This window comes from Streptomyces sp. NPDC052101 (genome assembly GCF_040680235.1).
GTDB lineage: Bacteria > Actinomycetota > Actinomycetes > Streptomycetales > Streptomycetaceae > Streptomyces.
Window position 1 is genome coordinate 113,178 of the sequence record NZ_JBFAWH010000018.1, and the last position, 20,669, is coordinate 133,846.

A 20,669-nucleotide genomic window follows, 5' to 3' on the forward strand; every position below is an offset into this window, starting at 1 on the left:
CGGGTCAGACGATGCGGCCCGCTGCCAGCACCAACCGCGCCAGTTCGGGGTGCGCGATGTCGCTGTGCGCCCCGGTCGGCGGGCCCCCGCGCCGGACCACGGCCGCCGCGTCGACGTTCACGCAGCCCGACGCCGGCAGCGCACCGTTCAGGGCCGCCGCGAGGTCCAGCCCGGCGGTCCCCGGCACCGCCTGCACCCCGTCGTGCCCGAGGGCGCCCCACTCCGGCCCCAGCAGGGCCGCGATCTCGCTGCCCAGATACGAGCGGTCGTCCCCGGCCAGCCGGGAGGCCAGCGGATAGAACGTGCCGAGCGCCATGTCGTACTGCGAGTAGCAGCACACCAGCGGCCCGTCGATCCGCCGCAGCCGGTCCTTGAGCGCCCCCGCCCGGTCCGGGGCCTGCGGCACCCGGTCCGCGAACACGTAGTGCGAGAAGGCACCTTGGAGGAGGGTCACGGACTTCACCGTGCGCACTCCGTCCGGCAGCCCGCGCAGCGCGAACGACACCAGCCGCCCGCCGAAGCTGTGCCCCATCAGATGCACCCGCACCCCGGGCGCCGCCCCGGCCAACCTGCCGAGCACCGGCCCGAGTCCCTGCTCGCCGACCGTCCCGGCACGCCGCTTCATCGTGTAGTACGTCGCCTGGCGCAGCAGCTCCTTGGCGCCCTCCCAGGGGTTCGGGATGCTGAACCCGGCCGAGGTGTCCGCGGACCGCACCGCCGCGAGCGCCTGGGCGAACTCCTCGCACGCGGCGGCCGGGTCCTTGGTGAACGCGTCCGGCTCGCCCTCCTCCCCGGTGTCGGCCACGCCGGGCCGCGACCCGGCGTCGATCAGCTGCCGCACCAGCCGCCCGAACTCCGCCAGCCCCTGGGCGCCGTCCGGCCGTTCGTCCAGCACCCCGGCCAGCCGGTCGATCAGGGGCGCCTGGTCCGGGAAGACCGCGATCAGGGCCTGCCGGGTGTCCCCGTCCAGCCCGGCCGTCTGTGTCGCGGCGGCCGCGGCCGACTTCGGGAAGTCCGGGATCGGTTCGTCGCTGAACCGCATCGACGGCCAGATCACGCCGACGTATCCGAGCCGGGCCCGCGGGGCGAGTGCCGGTATCGGGGCGAAGAAGCGGCGGTACAGCGCGGTAGCGCCCGAGCGGTCGCTGTTCCAGCCGTGCGCGAAGACGAGCAGGTCACGGACGCCGTGCTCGGTCGCCTGCGCCACCAGCCGGTCGCGTTCGGAGCCGTCCACGTCCCCGTCCGCGTCGAAGGTCAGCTCCCAGTAGGGAGTCACGCTCATCCCAGGATCCGCCATGCCAGGCTCCCTCGTCCCCCCGGAAACGAAAGGCGACGATGTGTCGCGGACGCATCGTCCTGCTCCGGGGCACGTTTGGCCATACACGGCGGCTCACGTGTAGAGGAGATATTCCTTTCGAACCCGCCGGAACGCGGTCAACTCCTCCTGCCAGGCGCCGGTCACCTCGTCGGCGCCGGCCCCCGCGTCGATCATCGTGCGCACCCGCGCGGAGCCGGTGAGCTTGTCGATCCAGTTGTCCGACCGCCACGCGAACCCGTGCCAGACCTTCCGCACGGTCACCAGCAGCGCGATCCCGGTGCGTACGGGGTCGTAGGCGGCCCGGTCGTGCACATGGATCTGCACCCCGCCGACCGTCCTGCCCGCGAACTTGGAGAACGTGGGCGCGAAGTACGCCTCCCTGAACCGCACTCCGGGCAGCGCGAGTTCGTTCGCGGCGGCGGCCCAGCGGCCGTCGAGGCCCTCGGCGCCGAGCAGCTCGAAGGGGCGGGTCGTGCCCCGGCCCTCGGAGACGTTGGTGCCCTCGAACATGCAGGTGCCGGAGTAGACGAGAGCCGTGTCCTGCGTCGGCATGTTCGGGCTCGGCGGCACCCAGGGCAGGCCTGCGGCGTCATAGAACTGATCGCGCTTCCAGCCCGTCATCAGCACGGTCTCCAGGGGCACGGGCTTGCTCAGGAACTCCCCGTTGAACAGCCGCGCCAGCTCCGCGACGGTCATCCCGTGCGCCTGCGCGATCGGCTGCCGGCCGACGAAGGTGGCGAACTCCTTGTGCAGGACCGGGCCCTGGGCCTCGCCGCCGGTCACCGGATTGGGCCGATCGAGGACGACGAACCGCTTGCCCGCGAGCTGGGCCGCCTCCATGCAGTCGTACAGCGTCCAGATGTACGTGTAGAAGCGGGCGCCCACGTCCTGGATGTCGAAGACGACCGTGTCGACGCCCGAGGCGGAGAAGATGTCGGCGAGGGGCCGGCCGCTCTTGAGGTACGTGTCGTAGACGGGCAGGCCGGTCGCCGGGTCGGTGGAGCGGCCCTCGGAGCCGCCCGCTTGCGCGGTGCCTCGGAAGCCGTGCTCGGGGCCGAAGACTGCCGTCAGCCCGGCGCGGGTGTCCTGGTGCATGACGTCGACGATGTGCCGGACGTCGCGGGTGACGCCGGTGGGGTTGGTGACGATTCCGACGCGCCGGCCCTTCAGCAGGGAGTAACCGTCGGATGCGAGTCTTTCGAACCCGGTGCACAGGGGTTCGCCGTGTCGGCGTACGGCTGGAAGGGTCGCCATCGTGGCCGATGCGAGCAGGTTCCGTCGGGACAGGTGCATGGGGTGGCCTCCGTCGTGTGGGATGTGCACGCCGTATGTGATTGCTCGCGCCCGCGCGGCGAAGCCGCACATCGATACAGCCCCGCGCCCCTTGAGGTTGGTGCAGTCACCCTTCCTTTTACACATACCGACTGGTTAGTCTGGGCTGAACCAGAGCCGGTGCGCGCCGCGCGAAGTCGTGTCGAAGGAGACCGATGGTGGAATCCGTGCAGGATGCGGGAGTGGTCGTCACGGGGGCGGGCGGGGGGATCGGGGCCGCGCTGGCCCGGCGGTTCGCCGCCGAAGGGGCGCGGGTCGTCGTCAATGACCTGGATGCCGAGAAGGCCAAGGCGGTGGCCGAGGAGATCGGCGGGATCGCCGTGCCCGGCGACGCCTCCGCGATCGTCGGCGACGCCCGCGACGCGCTCGGCGGCACCGTCGACGTCTACTGCGCGAACGCCGGGGTCGCCTTCGAGGGCGGTGGCGCGGGCGGGCCGCTCGACGAGAGGTCCTGGGAGGTGTCCTGGGACGTGAACGTCATGGCGCATGTCCGGGCGGCGCACGAGCTGCTGCCCGGATGGCTGGAGCGGGGCGTGGGGCGGTTCGTGTCCACCGTGTCGGCCGCCGGGCTGCTCACCATGATCGGCGCCCCGTCCTACAGCGTCACCAAGCACGGCGCCTACGCCTTCGCCGAGTGGCTGTCGCTGACGTACCGCCACCGGGGTGTGAAGGTGCACGCGATCTGTCCGCAGGGCGTGCGGACGGACATGCTGGCCGCGACCGGCAGCGCCGGGGAGCTGGTGCTGCAGTCGACCGCGATCGAACCGGACGCCGTCGCCGACGCCCTGTTCCGGGGCATAGAGGAGGACCGCTTCCTGATCCTGCCGCACCCCGAGGTGGCCGAGTACTACCAGGCGCGGGCCACCGATCCGGGCCGCTGGCTGAGCGGTATGAACCACATCCAGCGCAAGTGGGAGGAGGCCCGGTGAGCGCTTCCCGGTATGCGGACCGGCCCTGGCTGGCGCTGCTCAACGACGCCCAGCGCGGTCCGGTCGAGCCCGCCGACTCCCTGGTGCACGCGCTGCGCGCGGCCGCCGCCGAGGCGCCCGAGCGCACCTTCCTCGCCTACTTCGACGCCCGGCTGAGCTACCGCGAGGTGGACGAGCTGAGCGACTCCGTCGCCGCCCATCTCGCCGCGCGCGGGCTGGAGCCCGGCGACCGGGTGGCCGTGCTGCTGCAGAACTCCCCGCACTTCGTGCTCGCCGTCCTCGGCGCCTGGAAGGCCGGTGCGACCGTCGTCCCGGTCAATCCCATGTACAAGTCGGGCGAGGTGGGCCACGTCCTGCGGGACGGCGAGGTGACCGCGCTGGTCTGCACCGACCGGGCCTGGGAGTCGTATCTGCGGGACACGGCCGCCGACTCGCCGGTGCGGATCGTGCTCACCGGGTGCGAGTTGGATTTCCAGACGCGCAACGACGCGCGCGTGCTCGCCTTCGAGCGGCTGCCCCAGGCGCCGGACGCCGACGATCTCGTGGCCGTCGCCCGGCAGGGCGGCAAGGCGCCCGAGGGCCGCGCCCCGCGTCCGGACGACATCGCGCTGATCAGCTACACCTCGGGGACGAGCGGCACACCCAAGGGCGCCACCAACACGCACGGCAACATCATGCACAACGCCGAGCGGCAGCGGACCGGGCTCGCGCTGCCAAATGCGCCCGTCTACTACGCGCTCGCGCCGCTGTTCCACATCACCGGCATGGTCTGCCAGTTCGGCGCCTGTCTGAACAGCGCCGGCACCCTGGTGCTCGCCTACCGCTTCGAGCCCGGACTCGTCCTGGAGGCCTTCGCCGAGCACCGCCCGCACTACACGGTCGGCCCGTCCACCGCGTTCATGGCGCTCGCCGCGCACCCGGACGCCACGCCCGGACATTTCGCCTCCTTCGTGAACATCTCCTCGGGCGGCGCCCCCGTGCCACCGGCCCTGGTCGAGAGGTTCCGCGGGCTCTTCGGGCCGTACATCCGCGTCGGCTACGGCCTCACCGAGTGCTCCGGCCCCTGCGCCGCCGTCCCGCCCGGCCTGGAGGCGCCCGTGGATCCCGTCTCCGGGACGCTGTCGGTGGGCGTGCCCGGCGCCGACACGCTCGTGCGGATCGTGGACGAGCAGGGCGCGGAGGTGCCGTTCGGGGAGCAGGGCGAGATCGTCGTACACGGCCCGCAGGTGATTCCCGGCTACTGGCGGCGACCGGACGCCACCGCCGAGACCTTCCCGGGCGGTGAGCTGCGCACCGGCGACATCGGCTTCATGGACGCACAGGGCTGGCTGTATGTCGTCGACCGCAAGAAGGACATGATCAACGCGTCCGGCTTCAAGGTGTGGCCCCGCGAGGTCGAGGACGTGCTGTACACCCACCCGGCGGTGCGCGAGGCGGCCGTCGTCGGCGTCCCCGACGGATACCGTGGCGAGACCGTCAAGGCTTATATCAGCCTGCGTCCGGGCGCCGAGGCGGACCCGGATGAACTCGCCGTGTACTGCAAGGAGAGACTGGCCGCCTACAAATACCCGCGCCAGGTGGAGATCCTGCCCGACTTGCCCAAGACGGCGAGTGGGAAGATCCTCCGTCGGGAACTGCGCTCCCGCGCGCAGGACATTCGATAAGCATCACGGAAAGGCAGGTGGCGGCAGTGCCCAGGACGACGGACGGAGATGGAGCACCTGTTCCGCAGCGGCTCCTGGCCGCCGCCACCCGGCTCTTCGCGGAGCGGGGGTACGACCGCACCTCCGTGCAGGAGATCGTGGAGGCGGCCGGCGTCACCAAGGGGGCGCTGTACCACTACTTCGGCTCCAAGGACGACCTCCTGCACGAGGTGTACGCGCGCGTGCTGCGCGTCCAGATGGAGCGGCTCGATCACTTCGCCGGCATGGACGCGCCGGTGGAGCAGCGGCTCAGAGGCGCGGCGGCGGACGTGGTGGTCACGACCATCGAGAACCTCGACGACGCGATGATCTTCTTCCGGTCCATGCACCACCTCAGCCCGGAGAAGAACAAGCAGGTCCGCGCCGAGCGCCGGCGCTATCACGAACGGTTCCGCGCGCTCATCGAGGAGGGCCAGAAGGAGGGCGTCTTCTCCACGGCGACCCCGGCCGACCTGGTCGTGGACTACCACTTCGGTTCCGTCCACCATCTGTCGACCTGGTACCGCCCCGACGGCCCCCTCACCCCGCAGCAGGTCGCCGACCACCTCGCCGATCTGCTGCTGCGGGCGCTGCGCCCGTGAGGTGACGGACGGGGGGCGGCGGCCGCCGGCTTCCGCGGCCCGCCGATGGCCCGCGGCATGAACGCCCCCCGATCCCGGCCCGGACCAGGTCCACCAGCAGCCCGATCCGGGTGACATCACAGGTGATACGGCGGTCCAGGCCGCTGGGTACCTCCCTGATGAAGGTGCGGCCCGCCTCGGCCAGGGGGTGCCCCGGCGCGGTGATCAGCACCAGCTCCCCGTGCCAGGTGGCGTACGCGGTGAGGCCCTCGGGCGGCTGGGCGGCCGTCGCGTCCCGCGCGGATATACCTGGATGCCGGGGAACTCCCGGTGGAATGCTGCTAGTTCTGCGGGCAGGTCGACGCCGTTCAGCGCCTGGACCGTACCGACGGACACCCGGCCGACGGCCGGTCCCGCCACGGCCGCTGATCGAACAGATCGGCGCCCAGCTCCCGCCCCAGGTTCCGGACGAACCTACTGAGCGGATGCGGGGCGCGCCGCATTCGGCGCGCCCCGCATCCGCGGGCTGTCCTCGACCCCTTGCCGAGCAGCGCGGCTCAGACGTACTTTTTCAGCTCCCGCCGCGCCAGCGACCGCTGGTGGACCTCGTCCGGGCCGTCGGCCAGCATCAGGGTGCGGGCGCTCGCGTACAGCTCGGCCAGCGGGAAGTCCTGGCTCACCCCGCCCGCGCCGTGCAGCTGGATGGCCCGGTCCAGGATGCCGACCACCGCGCGCGGGGTGGCGATCTTGATGGCCTGGATCTCCGTGTGGGCGCCCTTGTTGCCGACGGTGTCCATCAGCCAGGCCGTCTTCAGCACCAGCAGCCGCAGCTGCTCGACGGTGACCCGCGCGTCGGCGATCCAGTTCTGGACCACACCCTGCTGGGCCAGCGCCTTGCCGAAGGCCGTGCGGGAGACGGCGCGGCGGCACATCAGCTCGATCGCCCGCTCGGCCATGCCGATCAGCCGCATGCAGTGGTGGATGCGGCCCGGGCCGAGCCGGGCCTGGGCGATGGCGAAGCCGCCGCCCTCCTCGCCGATCAGGTTCGACACCGGCACGCGCGCGTGGTCGAAGATCACCTCGGCGTGGCCGCCGTGCGAGTGGTCCTCGTAACCGAAGACCTGCATGGCGCGCTTGACGGTGACGCCCGGCGTGTCGCGCGGCACCAGGACCATCGACTGCTGGCGGCGGATGTCGGCGCCGTCCGGGTCCGTCTTGCCCATCACGATGAAGATCTTGCAGTCCGGGTTCATCGCGCCGGAGATGTACCACTTGCGGCCGGTGATGACGTAGTCGTCGCCGTCCCGCTCTATGAGCGTGGTGATGTTGGTGGCGTCCGAGGAGGCCACCTCCGGCTCGGTCATCGCGAACGCCGAGCGGATCTCACCGGCCAGCAGCGGCTCCAGCCACTGCTTCTTCTGCTGCTCGTTGCCGAACTGCGCCAGCACCTCCATGTTCCCGGTGTCCGGCGCGGCGCAGTTCGTCGCGGTGGGCGCGAGATGCGGGGAGCGGCCGGTGATCTCGGCGAGCGGCGCGTACTGGAGGTTGGTCAGCCCGGCGCCGTACTCGCCGTCGGGGAGGAAGAGATTCCACAGACCCTGCCTGCGGGCCTCGGCCTTCAGCTCCTCGACCACGGCCGGGGTGTCCCAGGGGGAGGCCAGCGCGGCCCGCTGCTCCTCGGCGACCGGCTCGGCCGGGTGGACGTACTCGTCCATGAAGGCCAGCAGCTTGGCGCGCAGCTCCTCGGTGCGTGCGTCGAACGCGAAGTCCATGTCCGGTCAGCCTTCCTGAAGAGTGGTCAGTCCGTGGTCGATGAAGACGGGTACCAGGTCGCCGATCCGGTCGAAGCCGCGCCCGACCGTCTGGCCCAGCGTGTACCGGTAGTGGATGCCCTCCAGGATCACGGCGAGCTTGAACCAGGCGAACGCCGTGTACCAGGAGACCGCCGAGACGTCGCGCCCCGAGCGCGCGGCGTACCGCTCGATCAGCTCCTGCGGGGCCGGGTGTCCCGGGGCCTCGGCGGTGGTGGAGACCGGGGAGTCGGCCATGCCCAGCGGCCGGCTGTACATCACCAGCAGGCCCAGGTCGGTGAGCGGGTCGCCGAGGGTGGACATCTCCCAGTCGAGGATCGCCTTGATCTCGTCGTCGTCCCCGATCAGGACGTTGTCGAGGCGGTAGTCGCCGTGGACGACGGCCGGGGCGGGGGAGGCGGGCAGGGACCGGCCGAGGGCCGCGTGCAGTTCGTCGATGCCGGCCAGTTCGCGGTTGCGGGAGGCGTCCAGCTGCTTGCCCCAGCGGCGCAGCTGCCGGTCCAGGAAGCCCTCGGGGCGCCCGAAGTCCGCGAGGCCCACCTCGGCGGGGTCCACCGCGTGCAGCTCGACCAGCGTGTCCACCAGGGACAGCACCGCGTTCCGGGTGCGCTCGGCGCCCAGCGGGGCGAGCTGGTCCGCCGTGCGGTACGGGGTGCCCTCGACGAACTGCATGACGTAGAACGGCGCCCCGAGCACCTCCTCGTCCTCGCACAGCAGCACCGGGCGCGGGACCGGCACCCGGGTCGGGTGCAGGGCGCTGATCACGCGGTGCTCGCGCTTCATGTCGTGCGCGGTGGCCAGGACATGACCGAGCGGGGGCCGCCGTACGACCCACTTCGCGGCGCCGTCGGAGAGGGCGTAGGTGAGGTTCGACCGTCCGCCCTCGATCAGCCGGCCGGTCAGGGGGCCGGTCACCAGACCGGGGCGCTCGCGGTCGAGCAGGGCGCGCAGCCGGTCCAGGTCGAGTCCGGGCGGGTGGTCGGCGCTCATACATGGCTCCTACGAACGGGTGAACAGGACCCGACTCATGATGCCGACCGGTCGGTATGCCGTCCAGTGCATGTGCCCCGCAAAGCGCCGAACGTGACCGGAGCCACGATAGGCCGACGGCTCCCCGGTGCGCTGCCCGGGGAGCCGTCGGTCCGTGTGCTGTGCCCGGTCAGTGGTCGTCCCAGTGGCCGTCGTGCTCGGCGTGCCGGTGTCCGTCGTGCAGATAGTCGATGTGGTCGCCGTGCCGCACCTGGGCGTGCCCGCACTCGTCGTAGTGCACATGTTCATGGCCGTCGTGGACGGTGTGCCCGGCGGGCTCGCACTCGTCCCAGTGGCCGTCGTGCTCGCGGTGCAGATGTCCGTCGTGCGCGTAGTCCAGGTGGTCGCCGTGCCGTACGGCGTCGTGCCCGCAGCCCGGACCGTGGCGGTGCGTGCCGTGTGCGGTGTGTTCCTGGTGAAGGATGGTCATGGTGCTCACCTTCGGGGGTACGGGGGTATGACGGCGGACACGCTACGCGCGAAGCGGGGCATATCGGTGCATACCGCTTGCGTGGCGTCCGAGTACCCCGGAGGGTCGAGGGCATGAAGGGCATCAGCTACCGCCACTACGGCGGACCCGAGGTGCTGGAGTACGGCGAGCTGCGCGACCCGAAGGTCGGCCCCGACCAGGTGCTGGTCGAGGTCCGGGCGGCGGCCGTCAACCCGGTCGACTGGAAGTGCCGCGAGGGCCATCTGGACGCGTTCCTCGACGCCGTCTTCCCGGTGATCCCCGGCTGGGACGTCAGCGGGGTGGTCGTCCGGCCCGGCGTCTCGGTCACGGAGTTCGCCGCCGGCGACGAGGTCATCGGCTACTGCCGTGAGGACTTCCTCTCCCGCGGCACCTTCGCCGAGTACGTCGCCGCGCCCGTGCGCACCCTCGCCCGCAAGCCGCGCAACCTCTCCTTCGAGGAGGCCGCCGGACTCCCGCTCGCCGGGCTCACCGCCTACCAGGTCCTCGTCAAGGCGCTGGACGTCCGGCAGGGCGAGACCGTGCTGGTGCACGCGGCGGCCGGCGGGGTCGGCTCCCTCGGTGTCCAGATCGCCGTCCACCGCGGCGCCCGGGTGATCGGTACGGCGAGCGAGCGCAACCACGACTTCGTGCGCGGCCTCGGCGGCGAGCCGGTGACCTACGGCGAGGGCCTGGCCGAACGTGTGCGCTCGCTCGCCCCGGACGGCGTGGACGCGGTCTTCGACACCGTGGGCGGCGACGTGCTGCGGGCCTCAGCCGACCTGCTCACCCCGGAGGGCAGGCTGGCCTCGATCGCCGACCCGGCGGTGCTGGGCCGTGGCGGCCGCTACTGCTTCGTCCGCCCCGACGCCGAGGACCTGAGCACACTTGCCGGGCTGGCCGAGCAGGGCGTGGTCTCGGTACACGTCCAGGAGACGTTCCCGCTGGAGCGGGCGGCGGACGCGCACCGCCTGAACCAGGAGGGCCGCACCCGCGGGAAGATCGTGGTCACGGTGGACCGGGGGACAGGGACGTAGAGGGGACAGGGACGTAACGGGGACTAGAAGGCGAGGACGGCCGCGCACGCCGCCAGTGCCACCGCGCACAGCACCGCCGCCGTCGCGTGCCGGGGAGCGAGCGCGGGCGGCCGGACGGCGGAGGCCAGGGCGCGGATCCGGCGGTGGGCCACCCACAGGAACCCCAGGAAGAGCACACAGCACAGGGCACTGACGGTCACCGAGGTGGCCGAGGCGCCACCGCGCAGGGCGGTCCTGACGGCGAGTACGGCGACGACGGCGGCCGAGAGGGTCGTACGGCGCCAGGCCAGCCGTGTGCGCTCCGGCTGCAGCCCCGGATCGCGCCCGGCCGCGCTCACCCCGCCCATCCGGCCAGCACCACCACGACCATCGCCACGGCCACCACCGCGACGACCAGGCTCAGCACCGCGGGGAACCGGGACGCGGGCAGATCCTCGCCGCGCCGGATCGCCCGCTCGCAGCGCACGAAGTGGTTCACCGCGCGCAGCGAGCACAGCACACCGGCGCCGAGCAGCGCCAGCGCGAGACCGACCCGCCACGCCCAGGGCAGATGAGGCAGGAACTGGTCCACCGCGAATCCGCCGCCGATCAGCGCGAGCGCCGTGCGCAGCCAGGCCAGGAAGGTGCGCTCGTTGGCCAGCGAGAACCGGTAGTCGGGCGTGGCGCCCTCGTCCCGTACCCGCTCCGGCGCGAACCACAGCCGGATGTTCTGCACGAATTCGCTCACACCGACGACCCTAACCGGCGGCCCGCCGGCCGCCCCGGAACGCCTTCAGCCGCTCGTACGCCGCGAGCCCGTCCGGCACCCACTCCCAGCCGCCGAGCCGCCGCTCGACCTCCTCCTCGGGCAGGAAGCCGTACCACTGGACCTCCTCGGCCTGAGGTCGCACGGGCAGCTCGCAGCGCACCTCGTAGACCGCCGACCACCAGCTGTTGCCGGCGCCGTCGTCGTACAGGAACTTGAAGAGGAACGCGGGCCGGGGCAGCCCGCTCACGCCCAGCTCCTCCTCGGCCTCCCGCAGCGCGGCCTCGTCGTAGGACTCGCCCGCCCCGACGACTCCGCCGACGAACGTGTCGTACAGCGAGGGGAAGACCAGCTTGGTGGCGGTGCGCCGGTGCACGAAGAGCCGGCCGGCCGCGTCCCGGACCTCGATGAACACACAGCGGTGGCGCAGGCCCCGGGCGTACGCCTCGCCGCGCGGGACCCGGTCGACGACCCGGTCGTTCTCGTCGACGATGTCGAGGATCTCCTCAGCAGGGTTCATGCCCCCATCCAAGCAGGGGTCCCTCCGGACAGGGGGCTGGGCTCAGCGGCGCTGGAGGTCCCGGGCGGAGGACTCCGTCTCGGCCGTGCCGCACGGCATCGCGGGGTGCAGCCCGAGCAGCACGATGCCCGCGACCACGGCCGCGAGTCCGGCCGCCTCCCAGGCCAGCGCCCCGGTGTCGGTGCGCAGCCGGTCGCCGAGGAAGCCGACGCCGCACAGGATCCCGGCGAGCGGCTCGGCGGCGGTGAGCGCGGGCAGCGACATACGCAGCGGAGCCGTCTCGAACGCGCTCTGCACCAGGACCAGCCCGGTGACCCCGCACACCAGCACGCCGTACGGCTGCCAGCCGGTGAACAGCTCGGGGAAGCCGCCCTCGGAGAACCGGATGCCGCTCACCCGGGTCAGCGCGTCCTGCACGCCGTACAGCAGTCCGGCGGCGGTGGCCAGCAGCACCGGGCCCCAGCTCAGCCGGGAGCGCTTGCCGTACGTCGTGAGCACCAGGGCCGCGCCCACCATCGCGCCGATGATCAGCCAGTGCCGCAGCGGGTCGGAGACGGCGTGCCCGGCGCGTGGCTCACCCGCCGTGATGAACGCGCTCACCCCGCCCGCGAGCAGCAGCAGCCCCGCCCAGCCCTGACGGCCCAGGGGCTGCTTGGTCTGGTACCGGGAGAGGGCGAGCGCGAACAGCAGATTGGTCGCGAGCAGCGGTTCGACCAGGGAGATCTCGCCCTTGCCGAGGGCGATCGCGCCGAGCACCATGCCCGCCACCATCAGCCCGAGCCCGCCCAGCCAGCGCGGCACCCGCACCAGGTCCAGCAGCAGCCGGAAGGACAGGAAGTCGCTGAGCGGTGCCTGCTGCGCGGCGTTCTGCTGGAGCACGAACCCGAAGCCCAGACAGCAGGCCGCACTCACGGCGAGAAGGAGAACCAGAACGGACACGCTGCGTACCTCGATCATCCGGCCGGACCACGGGCGCGTAGTGGCCGACTGTAGCGCTCCCGGGACGGCATCGACCCGGAAGTACGCGGAACAGGGCGGTTGACCGGCCATGCTCCGTGGCCCGGCCGCCCGGCGCCATGGCGTACGCCACAGCAGCTCACCGGGCACCTCCGCCCGCGCACCGGGTCACCTGCGTGGAGTTCCCCAAGTTCCTTGGAGGACAGGGTAGTTGAAGCCGATATCAGTCTCGTTCCGCTTGACGCGATCCTTGGCTGAGGGTTTGCTGTGCGTGATCGGTCGATGGCAGCCCGAGAAACAGGAAGTCCCGCGGTGCCCCCAATCCCACCCCTGCTCGGCGCCCGCCTGGACGGCCGCTCAGCCGGTCCCTCGGCCGGCCCCTCGACCGGTCCCTTGGACGGCCGCTTCGGCGACAACCCCGATGGTGCCTCCGGTGACGCCTCCGGTGACGCCTTCGACGACACCTTCGACTACACCTTCGACGACGCCGAACTGCGCACCGCACGCGCCGCGTTGACCCAGGGCCGACGGCAGGCCGCCCGCTCCCTGCTGCGGCACACCGGTGACGACTGGGACCGCCGCGGCCACCGCCTCACCGTGCTCGCCCGGGAACCGTACGCCGCGGCCTGGGCGAGCGACTGGCTGAACGCCGAACCGGGCTCCGCCGACGCCGCCGCGCTGTACGCCCTCGCCCAGGTGCAGCGCGCCCTGCGCGGCAAGGAGGACCCCGGCCCGGCCCGCGAGGCCTGCGCCGCTGCCGCCGCGCTCGCCCCGGCCGACCCCACCCCCTGGCTCGGTCTGCTCCGGCTCGCCCGCACCCTCGGCCCGGAGCGCGAGGTGCTCGGTGCCTTCGCCGAACTGCGCCGCCGCCACCCCGAGCACCACCACGCCCACCATCTGCTCCTCGCCCGCCTCGCCGAACGGCCCTGTGGCGGCCGGGCGGCCGAGGACCACGAGGTGTACGACCTCGCCGAGCTGGCCGCCGCCGAGGCCCCGGCCGACTCCCCGCTCGCCCTGCTGCCGGTCGTCGCGTACGCCGAGCGCCACCGGGTCCTCGCCGTCACCGGCCTCGCCCCCGCCGACCCGGCCGCCTGCGGGCACTGGTCCGGCCCGAGGGCCCGGCGCATCCTGTGCGCCGCCTTCGACTGGTGGCTGGAGTGGGAGCACGACGAACACCCCCGCCGCCACATCGACCTCAACCACCTCGCCTTCGCCCTGTCCTGCGCCGGCCGCCCGGCCGAAGCCGCCGCCCTCTTCCGGCGCATCGGCCGGCACGCCACCCCGGAGCCCTGGTCCTATGCGCACCGCGATCCCCGGGCGGCCTTCCAGACGGCCCGCGCCCGCGCGGCGGGGCATTGAACGGCCCGGCCCTTGCGTCCGTACGGGTTTCTGAGACCCGCGTAAGAAGTGATTACGGAAGTCTGACCGGAGAATCGATCCCCTGGCCCCGCGGGGCCCCGAGTGCTCGAATGAATACGTGAACTCTGAACAATCCGAGGGACAGGACGGCAGGCCCGTCGGCCGCCGCATCTTCCTCGGAACCCTCGGCCTGGGCGCGCTCGGCCTCGTCGCCGCGCCCACGCTGCAACGCGGCCTGGAGGGCGTCCTCGGCGCCGTCGCCGGCAAGGACCCCACGGGCCTGACCGGCCTGCTGCCCAACGGCGGAGGCTTCCGCTACTACTCCGTCGCCGCCTCGGTGCCGCACAAGAACGCCGCGGACTACCAGCTGAGCATCGACGGCCTGGTCGACCGCCCGCGCACCTACACCCTCGCCGACCTGCGCGCCCTGCCGCAGACCCGGCTGGTCAAGGACGTCCAGTGCGTGACCGGCTGGCGGGTCCCTGGCACCCCCTTCGAGGGGGTACGCCTGTCCCACCTGCTGGACGCGGCCGGAGTGCGCGGCACCGCGAAGGCGATCCGCTTCACCTGCTTCGACGGCACCTACACCGAGAGCCTCACCCTCGACCAGGCCCGCCGCCCGGACATCCTGGTGGCCCTGCGCATGCAGGACAAGAACATCGGCCACGACCACGGCGGCCCGGTCCGCCTCTATGTCGCCCCCATGTACTTCTACAAGTCGGCCAAGTGGCTCTCCGGGATCACGGTCACCGACCGGGTCGAGCCCGGTTACTGGGAGCACCTCGGCTACGACGTCGACGCCTGGGTCGGCCGCTCGAACGGACGGACCGATGAGCCTACGAGCTGACACCCCGGCCCCGCCCGGCGCCCGGATCCACCGCTTCAGCCGGGCCGAACGCTGGGTGCACCGCACCACGGCCGCGCTGATGGGCGTCTGCGTGCTCACCGCGGCCGTCCTCTACATCCCCCAGCTCGCGATCATGGTCGGCCGCCGGGAGCTGGTCGTCCGCGTCCACGAGTGCGCCGGGCTCGCCCTTCCGGTGCCGGTGCTGCTGGGCCTCGCCTCCCGCGCCTTCCGCGCCGACCTGCGCTTCCTCAACCGCTTCGGCCCGCACGACCGGATCTGGCTGCTCGCCGCGCTGGTCCGCGACAAGCGCCGTTCCTCGCGCCCGGCAGGCAAGTTCAACGCCGGCCAGAAGGTCTACGCCGCCTGGATCGCCGGCGCCACGCTGGTCATGCTCGGCACCGGCCTGATGATGTGGTTCACCCACCTCACCCCCCTGATGTGGCGCACCTCGGCGACCTTCGTCCACGACTGGCTCGCGCTGACCATCGGTGTCGTCCTGGCCGGTCACATCGGGATGGCCCTCGGCGACCCGGAGGCGCGCAGGGGGCTGCGCACGGGGACGGTGAGCAGGGACTGGGCACGGCGGGAACACCCGCTGTGGCGCCCTTAGTTCACATAGTCCAGCATTCCCGCAGCCCCTTTCCGCAGGACGCTCGTCATGCCGCCGTCGCCGTACCCCTAGATGATCAGCGAGAGGAGCAGGACCAGGCCGCCGGCGACCACCGAGATGATCGTCTCCATGACCGACCAGGTCTTGACGGTCTGCCCGACGCTCAGCCCGAAGTACTCCTTCACCAGCCAGAAGCCGGCGTCGTTGACATGGCTGAAGAAGAGCGAGCCGGCGCCGATGGCGAGGACCAGGAGGGCGGTGTGCGTGGTCGACATGCCGGCCGCGAGCGGCGCCACCAGGCCCGCCGCCGAGACCGTCGCCACCGTCGCCGACCCCGTGGCCAGCCGGATTGCGACCGCGATCAGCCAGGCCAGCAGCAGCGCCGGGATCGACCAGTCCTTGGAGACGTCCAGGATCATCTGGCCCACACCGCAGTCGATCAGCGTCTGCTTGAAGCCGCCGCCCGCGCCGACGATCAGCAGGATGCCGGCGATGGGCATCAGGCCCTTCTCGACGGTCTCCCGCAGCCGCTCCTTGCTGAACCCGGCGGGCCGGCCCAGCGTGAAGAAGCCGACGAGCACGGCGGCGAGCAGGGCGATCAGCGGGGAGCCGATGACGTCGAAGACCCGCTGGGTGGTGTGGGCCGGGTCGTCGATGACGATGTCCACCAGCGCCTTGGCCAGCATCAGCACCACCGGCAGCAGCACGGTGGCGAGCGTCGCGCCGAAGCCCGGACGGCGCTCCAGCTCGTCCGAGGCGCGCTGCGGCAGCATCCGCTCGGGCGCCGGGACGTCCACCCAGCGGGCCGCGACCTTCGAGAACAGCGGACCGGCGATGATCACGGTCGGTATCGCGACCAGGATGCCGAGCGCCAGGGTCACGCCCAGGTTGGCCTTGACCGCGTCGATCGCGACCAACGGGCCGGGGTGCGGCGGGATCAGGCCGTGCATCACGGACAGACCGGCGAGGGCCGGGACGCCGATGCGCATCAGGGAGTAGTTGCCGCGCTTGGCGACCATCAGCACGACCGGGATCAGCAGCACGATGCCGACCTCGAAGAACAGCGGCAGGCCGATCACCGATGCGATGAGCACCATCGCCCACGGCATGGCGCGCCCTCCCGCCTTGGCGAGGATCGTGTCGACGATCTGGTCCGCGCCGCCGGAGTCGGCGAGCAGCTTGCCCAGGATCGCCCCGAGCGCGATCAGGACGCCGACGCCGGCCACCGTGGCGCCGAGCCCGGTGGTGAAGCTGGTGATCGCCTTGTCGAGCGGCGCCCCGGCGACCGCTCCGAGCGCCAGTGACCCGACGGTCAGCGCGAGGAAGGCATGGAGCTTGAACTTGGTGATGAGCAGGACGATCACGGCGATGCCCACCAGGACGCCGATGCCCAGCTGGGCGTGGACGGCGGAGGTGATCGGCGGAGGCGCGTCCGCTGCCAGCATCTCGACGCTGAGTCTGGTCACGGGGGTTCCCTTGCGGTTACGGGGGACGGGGGTGGGGTGTTACTCGGATGCGACGGGAAGCGCGTCCAGTGCCCGCACGGCACGCTCCGTGATCTCCTGCGGGCTGCCGCTGACGTCCACGGCGACTCCCGGCTCGTCCGGCTCCAGGGGCTGCAGCGCGGCGAACTGGGAGTCCAGCAGCGCGGTCGGCATGAAGTGCCCCCGGCGCCGCGTCATCCGGTCCTCGATCAGCTTCCGGTCGCCCGTGAGGTGCACGAACACGATCTTGGGAGCGGCGGCCCTGAGCCGGTCGCGGTACGACCGCTTCAGCGCCGAACTGCTGACCACCCCGCCCAGTCCGGCCCGCCCGTGCGCCCAGTGGCCGATGGCGTCCAGCCAGGGCCACCGGTCGGCGTCGTCGAGCGGGATCCCGGCCGACATCTTGTCGATGTTGGCCCGGGGGTGAAAGTCGTCGCCCTCGGCGTACGGGACGCCGAGCCGCGCGGCGAGCAGGGGACCGATCGTGGTCTTGCCCGTCCCCGCGACGCCCATCACGACGACGACCTGGGGGGTTCGCATGACTGCCTCGCTGTCTTCCTCGACATCCGACGCCACATCGGCGTCGCCACACTGAAGCCCATTAGGTACGACGAATTCAAGAGTCTGTGACATATAAGTCTGACTTTTTGGGGGTGTGATCCACGCCGTACTCTGAGTGCATGACCACACCGGGCCGGGGGCTGCACGGCCATGTACTGGACACCCTCGGCCCCGCGATCACTGCGGGCGAGTACCCGCCGGGCAGCGTCCTGCGCACCGACGAACTCGCCCAGCACTTCGAGGTCTCACGCTCCGTGATGCGCGAGGCGGTCCGCGTGCTGGAGTCCATGCACCTGGTCGAGTCCCGCCGCCGGGTCGGCGTCACCGTCCGCCCCAAGGCCGAGTGGAACGTCTACGACCCTCAGGTCATCCGCTGGCGCCTCGCGGGTGCCGACCGCCCGCATCAGCTGCGCTCGCTGACCGTGCTGCGCTCGGCGGTCGAACCGGTCGCGGCCGGCCTCGCCGCCAGGCACGCCACGGCCGAGCAGTGCGCCGAACTCACCGAGTGCGCCCTCGGCATGGTGGCCAACTCACGCGGTCACAAGCTGGAGGGCTACCTGATCCACGACATCGCCTTCCACCGGGTCATCCTCAACGCCTCCGGCAACGAGATGTTCGCCCGGCTCGGCGACGTCGTCGCGGAGGTCCTGGCCGGCCGCACCCATCACGAGGTCATGTTCGAGGACCCCGACCCGGCGGCGGTCACCCTGCATGTGCAGGTCGCGGAGGCGGTCCGCGCGGGCGACGCGACCCGCGCCGAGCAGCTGACCAGAGAGATCACCATGGGCGCCCTCCAGGAACTGGACATCCTGGCGCCCTAGTTCACGTACGCGGCGGCTCAGTCCAGGAAGTCGCCGTCCACGTACACCCACGCCCCGTCCACCCGCTCGAAGCGGCTGCGCTCGTGCAGCGAACCGCCCCGGTAGGAGGCGCGGAAGGTCACCGTGCCCGTGGTGTGGAAGGCGGACCCGTCGGTCGTGTCCAGGATCTCCAGGCCCGTCCACGTCATCCGCGGGTCGAGGTCCAGCCGCTCGGGCCGGGTCCGCGGATGCCAGGTGCGCAGCAGGTACCCGGCGTTCCCCGTCACGAACGCGCTGTACCGCGAGCGCATCAGCAGCTCGGCGCTGGGCGCGGCCGCGGGCCCGGTGGGGAAGCGGCCGCAACAGGCGTCGTACGGCTGGGGGAGTCCGCAGGGGCAGGTGCGCGAGGTCATGGCCCACATTCTGCCCGCACCAGGGGAGGCGTTCGCGCCGGGTGGGATGCACAGTGGAAGGGCAGCGCAGCACAGTGAGGAGTGACGGACCATGACCCGACCCGTGACCAGCCGTCCTCCGGCCGTCAAGGAGTGGCGGCTGGACCTGTACCTCTCCGAGCACGACCCGGACACCACCGCCCGGATCGTCCTGGACACCGGAGACAACGTCCTGGAGAGCTGCGCCGAGGCCCGCCGCAGCCCGTACGACCCCGACGTGCCGGAGATCGGCGACGAACTCGCGGCCGGACGCGCGCTCATCGCCATGGGCCGGATCCTGCTGCGCGCCGCCGACGGCGACATGAGGGCGGTGGGATCGAACGAGACGGATGACCCCTCACCGCTGTGGATGGACCGGGAGTGAAGCCCGCGAGTGAGGCCCGCGAGTGAGGCCCGGGAGTGAGGTCCCGCACCGGCCCTTGCGCCCTTGTCTCCCCTTGCGCCCCTATCTCCCTTTGCGCAGGAACCGCCGCAGCCGCGTCAGCGGCCAGGTGTTGATCACGTCGTCCCGGGTGAGCCAGCCGCGCTGCGCCGTGCCGACGCCGTAGCGCAGGTGCGCGAGGTGCGGCACGGCGTGGGCGTCGGTGTTCACGGCGAACCTCACCCCGTGCTCCCTGGCCCGCAGGATGTCCTCGTCGCGCAGGTCCAGTCGGTCCGGCTGGGCGTTGACCTCCAGCGCGGTGCCGGTGCGCGCGCACGCCGCGAACACCTCGTCCCAGTCCGCGTCGACGCCCGGCCGCTTGCCGATCAGCCGGGTCGTCGGGTGCCCGAGGATATTGACGTACGGGTTCTCGCAGGCCCGCACCAGCCGCCGGGTCATCGCCTTCCTGCCCAGGTCGAAGTGCGAGTGCAGGGAGGCCACGCACAGATCGAAGCCGGCCAGGAACTCCGCCGGCCAGTCCACCTCGCCGTCCGGATCGATGTTGAGTTCCGTGCCGTGCAGCAGCCGCATCCGGTGCCGCGTACCGTCCAGCTCCCGCAGCCGCTCCCGCTGGGCGAGGACCTTCTCGTCGGTCATGCGCTGCATGTACAGGTTGGGCGCGTGGTCCGTCACCGCGTAGTACGAGTAACCGCGCTCGGCGGCTGCCGCCACCATCTCCTCCAGCGGGGCCAGGCCGTCCGTGAGATCGGTGTGGGTGTGCAGGTCACCGCGGATGTCCCGCTCGGTCACCACCTCGGGCAGCTCGCCGTGCAGGGCCGCCTCGATCTCACCGCGGTCCTCCCGCAGCGTCGGCGCGATCCACGGCAGCCCCAGCCGGGCGTACACCTCCTCCTCGGTGCGGGAGGCCAGCGAATCCCCGCTCTCGGCGTCGAACAGGCCGTACTCGGAGAGCTTCAGCCCCTGGTGCACGGCGATGGTGCGGGTACGGATGTTGTGCGCCTTGGAGCCGGTGAAGTACTGCATTCCGGCGCCCCACGACTCCGGCGGCAGCACCCGCAGATCGACCTGGAGCCCCTTGGCGGTGCGCACCGACGTCTTCTTCGTGCCCCGCGCGATCACCTCCGCGGTGGCCGGCAACTCGCACAGCGCCGCCATGAACGCATCCGACCGCTTCGCCGCGACCAGCACGTCCAGATCCCCCACGGTCTCCCGCATCCGGCGCAGCGAGCCGGCGTACGCGCAGCGTCTGCACCCGGTCACCCCGGACAGCTCGGCGACGATCCCCTCGGCGGTGTCCAGGGCCAGCGACAGCGGCACCCGGGTGCCCGCCCGCTGCAGCAGCTCGATGCCGTGCCGGATGTTGTCCTGCGTCTTCTCGCCGAAACCCTTCAGGTCGGCCAGCGCGTCCGCCTCGATCGCCGCGGCCAGCTCGCTCACCGACGCGATGTGCAGATCCTCGTAGAGCCGCAGCGCCTTCTTCGGGCCCAGACCCGGGATGGTGATCAGCTCCCGGACCCCGGCGGGGATCTTCGCTCGGCGCTCCTCGACCGCCGCCATCTTGCCCGTGCGCAGATACTCGATCACCTTGTCGGCGATCGACCGGCCCACGTTCGGGATCTCCTTGAGGCCGTCCTCGTCCAGCTTGGCGATGTCGGCCGGATACCCGCCGATGGCACGCGCCGCCTTCTCGTAGGCGCGCGCCTTGAAAGCGTCGCCTCCCGTGATGGCGACGAGGTCCGCGTACTCCTGCAGGAGCGCCTCGACCTCGTCATTGGGCCGGGCCAC

Annotated in this window: 22 protein-coding genes; 9 read left to right on the top strand and 13 right to left on the bottom strand. The window is 71.9% G+C overall.

The window, feature by feature from the left end; genetic code table 11:
* Positions 1 to 4: 4 nt before the first annotated feature.
* Complete coding sequence (locus tag AB0L75_RS29105; RefSeq protein WP_365186565.1) at positions 5 to 1,297, bottom strand: serine-threonine protein kinase; 1,293 nt, start codon at positions 1,295 to 1,297, stop codon at positions 5 to 7.
* 93 nt (positions 1,298 to 1,390) lie between these two features.
* Positions 1,391 to 2,611, bottom strand: a complete 1,221-nt coding sequence (locus tag AB0L75_RS29110; protein ID WP_365186568.1) for a DUF1343 domain-containing protein — start codon at positions 2,609 to 2,611, stop codon at positions 1,391 to 1,393.
* 194 nt (positions 2,612 to 2,805) lie between these two features.
* Here AB0L75_RS29110 and AB0L75_RS29115 point away from each other — a divergent pair, with 194 nt between their 5' ends.
* The 3 genes from AB0L75_RS29115 to AB0L75_RS29125 are packed head-to-tail and all read left to right on the top strand — an operon-like array spanning position 2,806 to position 5,863.
* The gene (locus tag AB0L75_RS29115) at positions 2,806 to 3,579 is read left to right on the top strand and encodes an SDR family NAD(P)-dependent oxidoreductase (protein ID WP_365186571.1); all 774 of its coding nucleotides are present in this window, start codon (positions 2,806 to 2,808) and stop codon (positions 3,577 to 3,579) included.
* Positions 3,576 to 5,243 (top strand): AMP-binding protein, encoded by a 1,668-nt coding sequence (locus AB0L75_RS29120; protein ID WP_365186574.1) that lies wholly within the window; start codon positions 3,576 to 3,578, stop codon positions 5,241 to 5,243. Before AB0L75_RS29115 ends, AB0L75_RS29120 begins: the two co-directional genes overlap by 4 nt.
* Positions 5,244 to 5,269: 26 nt before the next feature.
* Positions 5,270 to 5,863, top strand: coding sequence for a TetR/AcrR family transcriptional regulator (locus AB0L75_RS29125; RefSeq protein WP_365186576.1), 594 nt, complete (start codon positions 5,270 to 5,272; stop codon positions 5,861 to 5,863).
* A 536-nt stretch (positions 5,864 to 6,399) separates the two neighbouring features.
* Here AB0L75_RS29125 and AB0L75_RS29130 read toward each other — a convergent pair.
* The 3 genes from AB0L75_RS29130 to AB0L75_RS29140 form a co-directional block, all read right to left on the bottom strand.
* Positions 6,400 to 7,614 carry an acyl-CoA dehydrogenase gene (locus AB0L75_RS29130; RefSeq protein WP_365186579.1) on the bottom strand — a complete coding sequence of 405 codons (1,215 nt, stop codon included), beginning with the start codon at positions 7,612 to 7,614 and terminating at the stop codon, positions 6,400 to 6,402.
* Between the two features lie 6 nt (positions 7,615 to 7,620).
* Positions 7,621 to 8,643, bottom strand: a complete 1,023-nt coding sequence (locus AB0L75_RS29135; protein ID WP_365186581.1) for a phosphotransferase family protein — start codon at positions 8,641 to 8,643, stop codon at positions 7,621 to 7,623.
* Positions 8,644 to 8,812: 169 nt separating this feature from the next.
* Positions 8,813 to 9,112: a hypothetical protein gene (locus AB0L75_RS29140; protein WP_365186584.1), complete on the bottom strand. Its 300-nt coding sequence runs from the start codon at positions 9,110 to 9,112 to the stop codon at positions 8,813 to 8,815.
* 113 nt (positions 9,113 to 9,225) lie between these two features.
* Between AB0L75_RS29140 and AB0L75_RS29145 the strand changes: the two genes are divergently transcribed.
* On the top strand, positions 9,226 to 10,167 hold the full coding sequence (locus AB0L75_RS29145) for an NADP-dependent oxidoreductase (RefSeq protein WP_365186587.1): 942 nt from the start codon (positions 9,226 to 9,228) through the stop codon (positions 10,165 to 10,167).
* Between the two features lie 23 nt (positions 10,168 to 10,190).
* On the opposite strand, the gene AB0L75_RS29150 is transcribed toward AB0L75_RS29145, so the two are convergent.
* From AB0L75_RS29150 to AB0L75_RS29165, 4 genes are read right to left on the bottom strand one after another with little or no spacing between them, the layout of a single operon-like run.
* Positions 10,191 to 10,514: a DUF202 domain-containing protein gene (locus AB0L75_RS29150; RefSeq protein ID WP_365186589.1), complete on the bottom strand. Its 324-nt coding sequence runs from the start codon at positions 10,512 to 10,514 to the stop codon at positions 10,191 to 10,193.
* A complete protein-coding gene (locus tag AB0L75_RS29155; RefSeq protein ID WP_365186591.1) occupies positions 10,502 to 10,894 on the bottom strand; it encodes a DUF202 domain-containing protein in 393 nt (130 codons plus the stop codon). Before AB0L75_RS29155 ends, AB0L75_RS29150 begins: the two co-directional genes overlap by 13 nt.
* Positions 10,895 to 10,904: 10 nt before the next feature.
* Positions 10,905 to 11,432 (bottom strand): NUDIX domain-containing protein, encoded by a 528-nt coding sequence (locus AB0L75_RS29160; protein WP_365186594.1) that lies wholly within the window; start codon positions 11,430 to 11,432, stop codon positions 10,905 to 10,907.
* A gap of 42 nt (positions 11,433 to 11,474) precedes the next feature.
* On the bottom strand, positions 11,475 to 12,371 hold the full coding sequence (locus AB0L75_RS29165; protein WP_365186596.1) for a DMT family transporter: 897 nt from the start codon (positions 12,369 to 12,371) through the stop codon (positions 11,475 to 11,477).
* 330 nt (positions 12,372 to 12,701) lie between these two features.
* Here AB0L75_RS29165 and AB0L75_RS29170 point away from each other — a divergent pair, with 330 nt between their 5' ends.
* The 3 genes from AB0L75_RS29170 to AB0L75_RS29180 all read left to right on the top strand — a co-directional run bounded on the left by AB0L75_RS29170 (position 12,702) and on the right by AB0L75_RS29180 (position 15,205).
* Positions 12,702 to 13,748 (top strand): hypothetical protein, encoded by a 1,047-nt coding sequence (locus AB0L75_RS29170; protein ID WP_365186598.1) that lies wholly within the window; start codon positions 12,702 to 12,704, stop codon positions 13,746 to 13,748.
* A gap of 118 nt (positions 13,749 to 13,866) precedes the next feature.
* Complete coding sequence (locus tag AB0L75_RS29175; protein WP_365186599.1) at positions 13,867 to 14,595, top strand: molybdopterin-dependent oxidoreductase; 729 nt, start codon at positions 13,867 to 13,869, stop codon at positions 14,593 to 14,595.
* A complete protein-coding gene (locus AB0L75_RS29180) occupies positions 14,579 to 15,205 on the top strand; it encodes a cytochrome b/b6 domain-containing protein (protein ID WP_365186602.1) in 627 nt (208 codons plus the stop codon). Before AB0L75_RS29175 ends, AB0L75_RS29180 begins: the two co-directional genes overlap by 17 nt.
* A gap of 68 nt (positions 15,206 to 15,273) precedes the next feature.
* On the opposite strand, the gene AB0L75_RS29185 is transcribed toward AB0L75_RS29180, so the two are convergent.
* Entirely contained in the window at positions 15,274 to 16,671 is a 1,398-nt protein-coding gene (locus AB0L75_RS29185; protein ID WP_365186604.1) for a gluconate:H+ symporter, read from the bottom strand.
* 39 nt (positions 16,672 to 16,710) lie between these two features.
* Positions 16,711 to 17,229, bottom strand: coding sequence for a gluconokinase (locus AB0L75_RS29190; RefSeq protein ID WP_365186606.1), 519 nt, complete (start codon positions 17,227 to 17,229; stop codon positions 16,711 to 16,713).
* A 140-nt stretch (positions 17,230 to 17,369) separates the two neighbouring features.
* Between AB0L75_RS29190 and AB0L75_RS29195 the strand changes: the two genes are divergently transcribed.
* On the top strand, positions 17,370 to 18,071 hold the full coding sequence (locus AB0L75_RS29195) for a FadR/GntR family transcriptional regulator (RefSeq protein WP_365186609.1): 702 nt from the start codon (positions 17,370 to 17,372) through the stop codon (positions 18,069 to 18,071).
* A 17-nt stretch (positions 18,072 to 18,088) separates the two neighbouring features.
* Here AB0L75_RS29195 and AB0L75_RS29200 read toward each other — a convergent pair whose 3' ends face one another.
* Positions 18,089 to 18,463, bottom strand: coding sequence for a YchJ family protein (locus AB0L75_RS29200; protein WP_365186611.1), 375 nt, complete (start codon positions 18,461 to 18,463; stop codon positions 18,089 to 18,091).
* A gap of 91 nt (positions 18,464 to 18,554) precedes the next feature.
* Between AB0L75_RS29200 and AB0L75_RS29205 the strand changes: the two genes are divergently transcribed.
* Positions 18,555 to 18,866, top strand: a complete 312-nt coding sequence (locus AB0L75_RS29205) for a dsRBD fold-containing protein (RefSeq protein WP_365186614.1) — start codon at positions 18,555 to 18,557, stop codon at positions 18,864 to 18,866.
* Positions 18,867 to 18,947: 81 nt separating this feature from the next.
* On the opposite strand, the gene polX is transcribed toward AB0L75_RS29205, so the two are convergent.
* Complete coding sequence (gene polX, locus AB0L75_RS29210) at positions 18,948 to 20,669, bottom strand: DNA polymerase/3'-5' exonuclease PolX (protein WP_365186617.1); 1,722 nt, start codon at positions 20,667 to 20,669, stop codon at positions 18,948 to 18,950.